Origin of the sequence: Natronobacterium texcoconense (genome assembly GCF_900104065.1) — an archaeon.
Taxonomy (GTDB): domain Archaea; phylum Halobacteriota; class Halobacteria; order Halobacteriales; family Natrialbaceae; genus Natronobacterium; species Natronobacterium texcoconense.
Genome location: NZ_FNLC01000007.1, coordinates 91,180 through 102,069, shown reverse-complemented (window position 1 = coordinate 102,069; position 10,890 = coordinate 91,180). Strand labels below are relative to the sequence as shown.

Annotated in this window: 13 protein-coding genes and 1 pseudogene; 4 read left to right on the top strand and 10 right to left on the bottom strand. The window is 62.9% G+C overall.

Annotation, left to right across the window (positions count from 1 at the left end; genetic code table 11):
- The 3 genes and pseudogenes from BLR35_RS19630 to BLR35_RS21060 form a co-directional block, all read right to left on the bottom strand.
- Positions 1-1,059: a hypothetical protein gene (locus BLR35_RS19630; RefSeq protein ID WP_090385963.1), complete on the bottom strand. Its 1,059-nt coding sequence runs from the start codon at positions 1,057-1,059 to the stop codon at positions 1-3.
- A 29-nt stretch (positions 1,060-1,088) separates the two neighbouring features.
- Complete coding sequence (locus tag BLR35_RS19625; protein ID WP_090385960.1) at positions 1,089-2,207, bottom strand: hypothetical protein; 1,119 nt, start codon at positions 2,205-2,207, stop codon at positions 1,089-1,091.
- A gap of 146 nt (positions 2,208-2,353) precedes the next feature.
- Positions 2,354-2,551, bottom strand: a pseudogene (locus tag BLR35_RS21060) (HAD family hydrolase); the annotation flags it as partial.
- Positions 2,552-2,584: 33 nt separating this feature from the next.
- On the opposite strand from BLR35_RS21060, the gene BLR35_RS19615 reads away from it, so the two are divergent.
- Together BLR35_RS19615 and BLR35_RS20840 are read left to right on the top strand one after the other, a co-directional pair.
- Entirely contained in the window at positions 2,585-2,869 is a 285-nt protein-coding gene (locus tag BLR35_RS19615; protein WP_090386047.1) for a CBS domain-containing protein, read from the top strand.
- A gap of 561 nt (positions 2,870-3,430) precedes the next feature.
- Positions 3,431-3,580, top strand: coding sequence for a hypothetical protein (locus BLR35_RS20840; RefSeq protein WP_170831080.1), 150 nt, complete (start codon positions 3,431-3,433; stop codon positions 3,578-3,580).
- Between the two features lie 50 nt (positions 3,581-3,630).
- Here BLR35_RS20840 and BLR35_RS19610 read toward each other — a convergent pair whose 3' ends face one another.
- A complete protein-coding gene (locus BLR35_RS19610; RefSeq protein WP_090385958.1) occupies positions 3,631-4,281 on the bottom strand; it encodes an HAD family hydrolase in 651 nt (216 codons plus the stop codon).
- A 3-nt stretch (positions 4,282-4,284) separates the two neighbouring features.
- Entirely contained in the window at positions 4,285-4,890 is a 606-nt protein-coding gene (locus tag BLR35_RS19605) for a DJ-1/PfpI family protein (protein ID WP_090385955.1), read from the bottom strand.
- 210 nt (positions 4,891-5,100) lie between these two features.
- Between BLR35_RS19605 and BLR35_RS19600 the strand changes: the two genes are divergently transcribed.
- On the top strand, positions 5,101-5,868 hold the full coding sequence (locus tag BLR35_RS19600) for a xenobiotic acyltransferase family protein (RefSeq protein ID WP_090385953.1): 768 nt from the start codon (positions 5,101-5,103) through the stop codon (positions 5,866-5,868).
- On the opposite strand, the gene BLR35_RS19595 is transcribed toward BLR35_RS19600, so the two are convergent.
- The gene (locus BLR35_RS19595; protein WP_090385950.1) at positions 5,865-6,659 is read right to left on the bottom strand and encodes an inositol monophosphatase family protein; all 795 of its coding nucleotides are present in this window, start codon (positions 6,657-6,659) and stop codon (positions 5,865-5,867) included. The two genes, BLR35_RS19600 and BLR35_RS19595, sit on opposite strands and share 4 nt — an antisense overlap.
- 71 nt (positions 6,660-6,730) lie before the next feature.
- Between BLR35_RS19595 and BLR35_RS19590 the strand changes: the two genes are divergently transcribed.
- The gene (locus tag BLR35_RS19590; protein ID WP_090385947.1) at positions 6,731-7,042 is read left to right on the top strand and encodes a MazG nucleotide pyrophosphohydrolase domain-containing protein; all 312 of its coding nucleotides are present in this window, start codon (positions 6,731-6,733) and stop codon (positions 7,040-7,042) included.
- On the opposite strand, the gene BLR35_RS19585 is transcribed toward BLR35_RS19590, so the two are convergent.
- The 4 genes from BLR35_RS19585 to BLR35_RS19570 all read right to left on the bottom strand — a co-directional run bounded on the left by BLR35_RS19585 (position 7,043) and on the right by BLR35_RS19570 (position 10,861).
- Positions 7,043-8,218, bottom strand: a complete 1,176-nt coding sequence (locus BLR35_RS19585; protein WP_090386044.1) for an HD domain-containing protein — start codon at positions 8,216-8,218, stop codon at positions 7,043-7,045.
- A gap of 75 nt (positions 8,219-8,293) precedes the next feature.
- Entirely contained in the window at positions 8,294-8,794 is a 501-nt protein-coding gene (locus tag BLR35_RS19580) for a P-loop nucleotide/nucleoside kinase family protein (RefSeq protein WP_090385945.1), read from the bottom strand.
- A gap of 73 nt (positions 8,795-8,867) precedes the next feature.
- Positions 8,868-9,977, bottom strand: coding sequence for a phosphonate ABC transporter, permease protein PhnE (gene phnE / locus BLR35_RS19575; protein ID WP_394328370.1), 1,110 nt, complete (start codon positions 9,975-9,977; stop codon positions 8,868-8,870).
- Between the two features lie 77 nt (positions 9,978-10,054).
- Positions 10,055-10,861: a phosphonate ABC transporter ATP-binding protein gene (locus BLR35_RS19570; RefSeq protein ID WP_090385939.1), complete on the bottom strand. Its 807-nt coding sequence runs from the start codon at positions 10,859-10,861 to the stop codon at positions 10,055-10,057.
- Positions 10,862-10,890: the final 29 nt, after the last annotated feature.

The window sequence follows — 10,890 nt, the reverse complement described above, 5'->3', positions numbered from 1 at the left end:
CTACGACATCTCGAGGCCGCTGGTCTCCGTCTCCGCTTCCGTCTCTTCGACCTCCTCGCCGGCCGTCTGCTGGGCGGTCTCGCCGAGGGAGCCGATGTCGTTGAGGATGTCGTCCGCTATCGAGTCGAGTTCGTGGTCCTCCGTGTTCTCTAGCTCTTCCTCGAACCCACCCACGCCGGCGAGCTGGGTCGTGAGTTCGCCCATGTTGTCGACGATGTTCATCGCCTCGTCCGGGAACGTCTGTTTCTTCAGCGCCTGGGTCCGGACCTGCTCGCGTTTGTTTGCAAGCGTCGTCTTGGCCGACTCGAGCATCTCGATGTTGTCGGCGAGCCTGGCGGTCCCGCTCTCGACCTTGTCGGCCAGGTTCTCCTGGTCCGCCTCCTTCATCTTCTTGTGGTAGATCAGCTTCCGTTTGAGCTGCTGGAACCGCTCCTGCTCGTCTTTCGGGAGCGTCGAGGGGTCCTCCGGAACGCCGGGACCGTCGCCCAGACTCTTGAGTTCCTGAGCCGTCTCTTCCAGGTGCTCGTCGATCTTGCCCGAGTCCTGGTCGAGGTCGTCGATCCGGTTCTCGAGTTTCGCCTTCGCGCTGTCGACCCGGTCGATCGTCTCGGAGATCTTCTCGACGCAGGCGTCGATCGCGGCCGCCCAGTTGAGGATCATCCGGCCGTTTACCTCCTCGGCGTTCTCGCTCGGGTTACGAAGCATCACGACATCGCCGCCCTGTAGCTCGAGGATGTCCTCGTGAGCGAAGAACTCGAGCAGGGCTTCGGCCTGCTGGTCGCTGGTGACGATGTCGCCTTCCTCGTCGCTGGCTTCGGTCAGCGTCTCGATCGCCTGCCGGCGGTCGATCCGACCGTTGCCCTCCTTGAGTTCCATCGATCCCAGCAGATCGGTCTTGATGATCGCCCGGACCGCTCGTTCCCACTCGCCTTCGACGTCGTCGCCCTCGACCCACTCGGCCTCGAGACGCACCGGGTCGTCGGTCTGGTTGACCGGGTCGGCAATCACGTACTCCCGTCCGTCGCTTTCGATCCGTTCGAATTCGTATTTTTGAGGCATTGATTAGTACACCTGGTTGGTATCCGTGTTCACTCCGCCATCCCGCCGAACTCTTCGTCGTTGACGAGACTCCGGTACCGGCTTCGGACCGCGTCGCGAACGTGCTCGTTGACCGGTTCGGCGTTGCTGACCTGTAACTCCTCGAAGTGTTCCTCGGCCAGTTCGACCCACTCCGGCAGCGTCCCCGGAAGCTGGTCCTGTTCTGCTTTCATATCGGTGAGAATCCGTCTGGCGTGATCCTCGACGACGTCCTCGAACGGATCGACCATCTCGATCATCTCCCGACCCTCGTCGAGTCCGAGCCGTTCGACCAGCGTCGAACGGGTTTCCTCGAGGATCTCTCGGCGGACGCTACGGGCCTTCGAGAGGACGTCGAACCGGACGTCGATCTCGTTCTCGACGACCTGCTCGAACTCGTCGGTCCGGAGCACGTAACTCGACTCCTCGAACTCCGCCTCGATCGCTTCATCGATCTCTTCTGTGAGGTAGCGACCGTACTCGTCGATCGCCTCCTGGACGAGGTACTCCCCGTCGAGGTCGACGATGTACCCTTCGCGGTCGAGATACCGGATCACGTCGGACGTCGCGTCGACGTCGATGACCCGCTCGAGGTCGCTGTGAGCGATCTTGCCGTTCGAGGCCTCCCGCTCGAGACGGGAGTCGAGTCCGACGTCGTCGGCGTGTTCCTTGAGCTGTGGGCCGATCGTGTAGTAGTCGCGTTTGCCTGCCGTGATTCGGCGAACGTAGTCCCGATCGGCGAGTTCGTCCGCGAAGAATTCGATGTCGTCGATCGCGAGCGAGAACCGCGAGCGAAGCGTCTCGCCGGTAACGACCAGCCGCTGGCCGAACAGATTCGTCAACTCGCGAGTGATGTTCATGTTCCCCTTGACGCCGAACGGGTCGACGTAGAAGACGCCGTCCCGGAGCTGTTCGAGGTCGATGAACTCGTCTGCCGCCATCTCGGTCAGCGCCTTGCGCATGTCGCTTGCGGACAGCGACTTCGCGTTCGTAAGCCCCACGTCGGCGCTCTCGTAGGCGGACTTGATCTCCCCCTTCTGATCGGAGACGTAGATAAATCCGTAGTTGTCTTGAGCGATGTCCCGGCACACATCTTCCAGGACGTCGGTGTCGACCGGTAAGAGCGTCATTGTAGAGTGAGTTATATGCTCGCATACTAAACCTTGCGCTCACAGACTTCGTTTCCCGGTTACGGCCGCTATTTCAACCGTTCCTCCGGGAGTTACGTGTGAGCCAGTAGTGACAGCGGAGCTATGAATCGATCGGTAGCCGACCGTCACGTAGCCGCGTCCAGAACTCGCTCGCGCAACGCCACCGGCGAATCGACGACGACGTCGGCCGGCGAGCGGTCGATGTCGCCGTGGGCGTCGATCCGGTAGGCGACGACGTACGTTCCCGCTCGCGCGGCCGCCTCGATTCCGTTCTCGGAGTCCTCGACGACGACACACTCCTCGGCCGCGTACTCGAAGACGTTCAGGAGCGCAGCGGCGAGACCGTCCGGGACGTGATGTCGACCAATCTCGTGACCGTCTCGCCCGAGACCGAGGCGACGACGGCGCTCGACACGCTCCAGCGCGAGGGCATCGGTCGGATTCTCGTCACGGAGTCGGACGGCTCGCTGGCCGGCCTGATCTCGCGGGCCGATCTCATGACGATCCTCGAGATCGACCCGATCCGCGACCGCCCTGGCACGTTTGATCGAAGGCTGATTCGCTGGGGTTGCCCGTCCGGCGGGCGAACACGGGCTACCCGCACTTCGACAAGTCTCAAGCGAAACTGGAACGGTATATGACTCTCAGGCGAAAGAGGAAAGAAGACGCGAAATTATATCGGAAAATTATTAGCTGACTCTGAAGTAATGAGAAGTAATGGAGACGATTTTTAGAAGATCACTTCTTTGTGGTGGGCTTATGAGTCTATGTGCAGGGTGCATGCTGTCATCTAACAAGGCTATCGAACTTGGGACGGTCGTGCTAGAAAACCCAACCGATGAACCACAGCGTATCGAGCTCGAAGTGTTCGAAAACGGTACGAGAGTACACTCATCCATCCATGAATTAACAGAACCAGAAGGAGGCGATACCACTTACAGTCTCCCCGATTGTGACTGGTCAGCAAGCCGAAGTCAATTTGAGATTAAAGCCCGCCGAGAAAATAGTGAATGGGAGTCATTTGATGTCCCACATATCGACCACGAAAATTGTGTGGCGGTCCGTATCAGACCCTCACCCTCGTGGAGCAATGAAGATGTCGAATTTTCACCCCATCCATGTGACGAGATAGTCGAGTCAATGAACTGTGAACGGTAAACACACATCTTTCTCTTGAATTTGTATCTTTTCGATGGGTCGCGATGGATTCAGTTACCGCGGCTGCTGGCCTGCTCGACTGGCGCGCGTTCTTCCCGCACCTGAACAGCGGTGTCGTGCTCATCCTTGCGGTCGGCGTCCGCGGACTGTTGTTCTTCATGGACGGCTACGTCAGCGGAGAGCACAGAACGTGAACGGTGGGCTCGTACCGGCTCACCTCGATCCAATGCCAATTGATATCGACTCAGTCGGTCAGTTTCAGAATTGTCTCCCGAATTCCGTCCGGTGCGTCGACGACGGCATCCGCTGGCGAGCGGTCGATGTCGCCGTGGGCGTCGATCCGGTAGGCGACGACGTACGTCCCCGCTCGCGCGGCCGCCTCGATTCCGTTCTCGGAGTCCTCGACGACGACACACTCCTCGGCCGGAACCCCGACCTCCCCGGCCGCATACTCGAAGACGTCCGGCGCCGGTTTGCTCGCCGCCTCGATGTCGTCGGCGCTGATCACGTGATCGAACTCGTCCTCGAGGTCGAACCGCTCGAGTACCATGCCGATCCAGTCGTGGGGTGACGAGGAGACGACCGCCGTGGGAACGTCCCGCTCGTCGAGTCGCTCGAGCAGGTCGCGCGTCCCGTCCAGCAGCGCCACTCGCTCGGTGTAGATCTCCTCGGCGGCCTCGGTGAACCGCTCGACGAACTCCTCGCGCGTGATCGCGGTTCCGTACTCGGCCTCGAGATAGTCGTAGATATCGCGGTAGTTCATCCCGCTGAGTTCGGCGAGGTCGACGTCGTCGTCCGGGACTGCGGCCGGCAGGATCTCCTCGCGTTCGAACTGAACCCAGTAGTCTTCGCTGTCGACGAGAACGCCGTCCATGTCGAACAGGACTGCGGACATCGATCAGCCGAACACCTCGCCGCGTCGCTCGTGAACCATCCGCTCGGAGACCGCGTCCGCGACGTCCTCGCCGAACTCCCGTTCCAGAATCCACAGCGCCAGGTCGATCCCCGACGTGACGCCGCCCGCGGTGAGCACGTCGCCATCGTCGACAACACGTTCGTCGACCACGTTCGCGTCCGTGTCTGCGAGGTCGTCGACCGCGACGTGGTGGGTGGCGGCCGGTCGGCCCTCGAGCAGGCCCGCTTCCGAGAGGATCATCCCGCCGGTACAGACCGACGCGACGGTCGCGCCGGCCGTGTAACACTCGTCGACGGCCGCCGGAATCGAACCGTCCTCGACGACCGCCCGAACGCCACCCTCCGTCGTCCACCCACCGCCGGGGACGACGAGCAGGTCCGGTTCGCCCAGCGTCCCTTCGGGTTCGACGCGGAGTCCGTGACTCGCGGTGACGAGTCCGTCCTCGTCCGTGTCGCCCTCGAGGGTGACGAGTCGCGTCTCGAGGTCGGCACCCAGTTCGGCCCCGTTCTCGAGAACTTCGTATGGACCGATGGCGTCGAGTTCGTCGAAGCCGTCGAACAGTACGATCTCGGCAGTCGTCTCGCTCATAGTCGATGATCTCTCTCCCGGCGGACAAACCGCTTGTGCCTACCGACGTTCGGTGGCAGGCACGGGGCAGCGATCCGTCGCGTTAGGTTGGCCTACCGGCGGCGATAGCTGGCCCTAACGCCGGTAGTGACGGCCTTCGAATGGTTTCTCGCGATGAATAGTAACGATAGTCGAGTGAACTATATGTAGCGGATCGTCCATGGCATAGGCGTGACCCTCGAGACGCTGCTCCACCGGTCGCTGTCGGTACTGGGGTATCCGACCGCGGCCCACGAACTCGTCAACCGGTACTCGGAGTCGACCCGACTCGACGTCGATCCGACCGCCCGGATTTCGGTCGGCTGTCTGCTCCGGGGAGCGGTCGACCTGGGGCCGTACGTGCGGTTGAGCCGTGGCTGTGTCGTCGGGGGCGACGTCAGTATTGGGCGACGAACCAACCTCGAACCCGACTGCGACGTCGTCGGCGACGTCGAGTTCGGCAACTACTGTGCGATCGCCAGGGAGAGCACGTTCCAGCAGACCAACCACAAGACGACCCAGCCCTCCCAACAGATGAAGCTGTACAGCGAGGTGTTAGACAGCGAACTACCGCCGACCGACGACGGGCCGATCACGGTCGGCAACGACGTCTGGATCGGTGCCGGGACGACCGTCCTCACCGGCGTGACGATCGGCGACGGCGCGATCGTGGGTGCCGGTTCCGTCGTCACCGGCGACGTGGAGCCGTACTCCGTCGTTGCTGGCGTCCCGGCCGAACACATCAAGTGGCGATTCCCCGAAGCGGTCCGAGAGCGACTGCTCGAACTCGAGTGGTGGGAGTGGGACGAGGAGACGATCCTCGAGCACCGCGAGTTCTTCGAACGCGAACTCTCGGATCTCGACGCGGACGACCTCGACGCGATCGGCCCCATCGAAGAGACGGTCGAGAGCGAGCAGCAACCGGCAGTCACGTCGCCACCGATGGCCGAAGACGACTAGGCGTGCTCGAGGGCGATTTCCCGGACAGCGTCGAAGACGGCGTCGTTTCCGGCGGCGACGAACCACTCGTCACCGGCGGCCGTCCGGAGGCCACTCTCCGCCGAAAACAGCTCCCCGAGTAACTGTTCCTCCCGATCCGGCCGATAGCAGACGATGCCGTCGAGCCGACCGCGCGCGAGCAGCCCCCAGTGGACCGTCGGACTCCAGCTCTCGAGGCGACGTTTACACCGGTCCTCGATCGATCGGTTGATCGCTGCCGAGACCGCCGCGTGCTCGGGGTCTCGTTTCACGTCGTGGCCGATGACCGAGACGATCGTCGCGGCGGCCGGCTCGAGGTCGCTGTCGGCTGTAACCGGCTGACCGTCGTGACGGACGCCGCGACCGCGACGCCCGACGTAGAGGTCGTCGCTGACGGGGGCGTAGACGACGCCGAGGACGGGTTCAGGGTCGTTGTCGTCTTTCAGGTCGAGTACCGTGATCCCCGTCGCGAACGACGGCAGTCCGGCCTCGAAGTTGTTCGTTCCGTCGAGCGGATCGACGAGCCATCGGTATCGACCGCTTCCCTCGTGGATGCCGGACTCTTCGGCCTCGAGCGGGTGATCCGGGAACCGATCGCGGATCACCGCGAGGATACGCTCCTCGGCGGCCGTATCCGCGCTCGACTTGACGTCGTGTTCCCCGGCATCGGCGGTCGTGTTCCCGGATCGGTAGGCATCACGCAGGTACGTGCCGCCGGCTTTGCAGGCTTCGATGGCGGTCGTCTCGACTGCATCGAGAGCGGGCGTGGGCATGGTACATCGATCCGAGGCGAGGATAGTGTGGATTTCGAAACAGTTTCCGGATCGACGCGCTACCGAGAGATATGGACGACGCACAACGTCAGGTGGCGGAGTTCGTGGACGAGTACGACCTCGAGACGCCGCCCGCGTTCAGGTTACTCGATCTGGTCTCCGAGGTCGGCGAACTCGCCAAGGACGCGAACGTCTCGACCGGCTACGGCGACGACCCGGCCGACCTCGAGATCGCACCCGACGAGGTCGGCGACGCGCTGTTCGCCTTACTTGCCGTCGCGGACTCCCTCGAGATCGACGCGGAGGACGCACTCGAGGAAGCCCTCGAGAAGTACGAGAAACGACTGGATAACGGGGCAGACGCGCCCGGTTCGGGCGAGTAATCAGGGCGTGGCAGACGGCTCTACCTCGAGGACGGTCGCGGCAGCCTCGCGAACCGACTCGAGAGCGTCTTCGGGCGCGTAGACCCCGAGCCGCCAGATTTCGCGCGCACAAGCGTCCAGTCCCGCGACGAGTGAAGAGCGTTCCTCGAGTCGACGCAGGTCGCCGTCGACGACGATTCGAGCGCGGGATTCGGGCGAACTGGGTTCTCCCGGGCTGTCGAGAACGACGTGTTCGGGGTCGACGCCGGCTATCTCGGCGATCTCCCGCTCGAGGTCGCGCGTCCGGTCGTACTCGAGTCCCCTGAACTCGTCGGGGACCTCGCCGCGTCGCGCCCAGATCGCTCGCTTGTAGAGGTTCCGTTCGCGGATCCGGTCGGCGAACTCGGCCGTCGGTTCGTGCTCCTCGAGCGTCGCGAGCAGTTCCGAATCGGTCAGGCGCGCGAATCGTTCGGGGTCGACGTCCCCATCCGAGAGGAGTCGCTCGCTCGCCCGGTCGAGCATCGAGCCCGCGATCCGCGAGACGTGGTGGCGGTAGACGGTCGCGTTCATCAGCGTCCGGGCGATCAGCGCGCTCTCTGCCGTCGCGACGTTACCGTCCGCGAGCGCGAGTTCGCCGTCGACGATCTCGAGGGCGTACAGCAGGCGCGCGTGGTCGATCGTGCCGTAGGGGACGCCGGTGTGGTGGGCGTCCCGCACGAGGTAGTCCATCCGGTCGACGTCGAGCGTACCAGCGACGAGTTCGCCCAGCGGCCCGCGCCCGTCGACCGTCGCCGCGACCGCCTCGGGGTCGAGACCGTGGTCCTCGAGGACCGTTCCCAGTTCGGTCTCCTCGAGCAGCCAGCCGATCTCGTCGTGGTGACGCCCGAGGTGGCGTTCGATCGCCGCCTCGGTCTGGTGGCCGAACGGACCGTGGCCGACGTCGTGGACGAGCGCGGCGATACGGAGTCGCCGCGCGAGGTCGTCGTCGATCGGGAGCCGGTCGACGGCCTCGGACGCGAGGTGGTAGACGCCCAAACTGTGCTCGAACCGGGTGTGGTTCGCGGAGGGATAGACGAGCTGGACCGTACTCAGCTGGCGAACGTACCGGAGTCGCTGCATCGGCGCGGTATCGAGCAGCGCCTCCGCAGTGGGCTCGAGTTCGATGTAGTCGTGGACGCTGTCCTTGATCGTCGTCATGGCGTGTACACTCGCGAGCGGAACCTTAGCCGCGGTGGTCTCGGACGCCGTCGGTACCGACTCCCGTGGCAACCGTTACAGAAGGGTACGGTCGATCTGCCGATACGTTTCCTCGAGCGAACCCGAGTTGTCGATCACCGCGTGGTCGCGTTCGATCGGTTCGAACGACTCCCTGAGCTGCAGGTGTTGCTCGAACTCGGCGTCGCTGACGGTCTCCGTTCGGTTCTCGATGCGGTCCCGGACGACGTCGACGTCACAGGTCACGTGGACGTACTCCACGTCGGCCTCGAGGTCACTGGCGACCGCAGCCGCCCGGTCGCGGAACCGTTTCGTCCGGAACGTCGCGTCGAGGACGACGTCCCGTTCGGACTCGAGTTCGGATCGCGCGTGCGAGAGCAGTTCCTCGTAGGTTGCGACGGTCTCCTCGTCCGTGTACTCGGGGTCGGGAAACAGCCGTTTCCGAACCTCGTCGCTCCGGTATCGTTCGGCGGGCAACTGCTCTGCGGTGTAGGCGGACGCGACGGATTTGCCCACTCCCGGCAGTCCACAGTAGACGATCAGCGTTGGGCGAGACACGATCGTTCATGCACAGGAAGCGTACTAAACCGAACCGATTCCACGGCAAACGAGAGAAAAAACAGCGAGGTCGTTACCGCAGGAGCGAGTCGGCCATCCGGTTCGGGAACCCGGCGATGAGTTCCTGAATGCTCTGTTTCTCCTCGTCGGATCGAAGCCGGGCGCGTAGCCGCTGGCTGAACAGTTCGACGAGGAAGATGAGCACGAAGATGACGAACAGCGTCGCCATCATGTTGTCGAACGCCATCATCGCCTCCTGCGAGGCGACGACCGCACCGAGTCCACCGGCACCGATGACGCCGACGGTCACGGCCGACCGGACGTTGATCTCGAAGATGTACAGCGTCCAGGCGATAAACGAGGTCTTCACCTGACTCAACATCCCGAAGAAGACGAGCTGGGGCTTGTTCGCACCAGTCGTCTGCATCGCCTCGATCGGGCCCTCCTCGAGTTCCTCGAGTTCTTCGACGAACAGGCGGCCGAGGTTCCCGATCGTGTTGAGCGCGATCGCGAGCGTCGCTGCAGCGGCACCGAGGCCGACGAGCGCGACGAAGATGAGCGCCCAGATGATCGCCGGAATCGCGCGGATAAAGGACATGATCCCCCGGAAGATGAAGTTGATCGGGAACGGCGTCACCCGCTCGGAGCCGAGCACGCTGAACAGTAACGCGAGCGGGAAGCCGAGGATAGTCCCGACGAGCCCCATCGCGAGCGTCGTCCCGGCCTCACCGAAGAGCGTGAACATGCCAAGCTCTTCGAAGAAGAACGCGTAAATATCGCCGAGATACGGCGGGAACTGGAAGATCAGGCTACCGACCTCGGGATCGTAGATCAGATCGTTCGCCTGAACGAACTCCCAGTAACTGCCGAGGTCGAGGAACGGAACGCCGACATCCGGGAGCGGGATTGTGACGTCGAGAAACGGGATGCCGATATCCGGGAGCGATGCGGAGTACTCCGTCACCGGAAAGTAATCGCTCATCCGTCCGGCGAAGTGACTCCACGTGAAGTGCGTTCGCTCGGAGAAGAATTCCGTCGCGACGAGTCCTTGCAGAGTGACAAACGTAAGCGAGATGATTCCCACGAGCCAGCCGAGTGCTCGTCGACGTCGCGTCTGCCGGATGTTCTCGAACTGTTCGTTTATCTGTGGACTCGCGGACTCGAGTGGCGGCGATTCGTCCACACCGCCGTCGGTCGCCGTCGGCGAGGCGTCGTTCGTCCGTTCGGTCCGTCCCGCCGAGTCGTCGTCGGTCGAATCACTCACAGTGTAGCCCCCGTCTCCTGGTTCTCGGTTGTCGATTCCCGGGCTGGCGTCCCGTCACCGTCGTCAGTAACGAACATTCCTTCCGTGTCGATGTCGCCGTAGATTTCGTCGATCACGTCGATCGTGAGGTCCTCACGGTAGCCGTCGAAGACCTTCTCCCCATTGTGCAGTCCGATGAAGCGCTGTCCGTACTTGCGGGCGATGTTGACCTGGTGGAGGCTCGTAAACGTCGTCAGCCCCCGGTCGTTCGAGGCACGCCGCAAGTACCCCATGACGTCCTGTGCGCTTCCCGGATCGAGGCTCGCGACCGGTTCGTCGGCCAGCAACACGTCGGGCAACTGCGTCAGCGCACGGGCGATCCCGACGCGCTGTTGCTGTCCGCCGCTCATCCGGCGAGCCTTCTGTTCGGCTTCGTCCAGCAAGCCGACCGTCTCGAGCGCCTCGAGTGCACGTTGTTTCTCGTCTTCGTCCTGTAACTGGAGGACGCTCTCGACGAAGCCGCTACGGTGGATGCCACCCGAGAGCGCGTTCGAGTAGGCCGTCATGTCGCCGATGATGTTGTGGCGCTGGAAGATCATCGCCACCTCCGGTCGCGTACTCGTCATCGGTTCGCCATCGATCAGTACCTGTCCTTCGGTCGGTTCCGTCAGGGCGGACATACATCGCAAGAGCGTCGATTTACCCGATCCGGAGACGCCGAGGATGATGACGAACTCACCTTCCGGGACCTCAAAGGAGATATTGTCGAGTGCGACAGTATCTCCGTACGTTTTTCTAAGATTGTCGACGACTATTTTGCTCATCAGTTGCCTGAATTTATAATGGGTTAGTT

What these genes read in the sequence shown, in the direction of transcription:
- BLR35_RS19630 (WP_090385963.1), bottom strand. Translation starts at nt 1,059, where the DNA reads ATGCCTCAAAAATACGAATTCGAACGGATCGAAAGCGACGGACGGGAG.
- BLR35_RS19625 (WP_090385960.1), bottom strand. Translation starts at nt 2,207, where the DNA reads ATGACGCTCTTACCGGTCGACACCGACGTCCTGGAAGATGTGTGCCGG.
- BLR35_RS19615 (WP_090386047.1), top strand. Translation starts at nt 2,585, where the DNA reads ATGTCGACCAATCTCGTGACCGTCTCGCCCGAGACCGAGGCGACGACG.
- BLR35_RS20840 (WP_170831080.1), top strand. Translation starts at nt 3,431, where the DNA reads ATGGATTCAGTTACCGCGGCTGCTGGCCTGCTCGACTGGCGCGCGTTC.
- BLR35_RS19610 (WP_090385958.1), bottom strand. Translation starts at nt 4,281, where the DNA reads ATGTCCGCAGTCCTGTTCGACATGGACGGCGTTCTCGTCGACAGCGAA.
- BLR35_RS19605 (WP_090385955.1), bottom strand. Translation starts at nt 4,890, where the DNA reads ATGAGCGAGACGACTGCCGAGATCGTACTGTTCGACGGCTTCGACGAA.
- BLR35_RS19595 (WP_090385950.1), bottom strand. Translation starts at nt 6,659, where the DNA reads ATGCCCACGCCCGCTCTCGATGCAGTCGAGACGACCGCCATCGAAGCC.
- BLR35_RS19590 (WP_090385947.1), top strand. Translation starts at nt 6,731, where the DNA reads ATGGACGACGCACAACGTCAGGTGGCGGAGTTCGTGGACGAGTACGAC.
- BLR35_RS19585 (WP_090386044.1), bottom strand. Translation starts at nt 8,218, where the DNA reads ATGACGACGATCAAGGACAGCGTCCACGACTACATCGAACTCGAGCCC.
- BLR35_RS19570 (WP_090385939.1), bottom strand. Translation starts at nt 10,861, where the DNA reads ATGAGCAAAATAGTCGTCGACAATCTTAGAAAAACGTACGGAGATACT.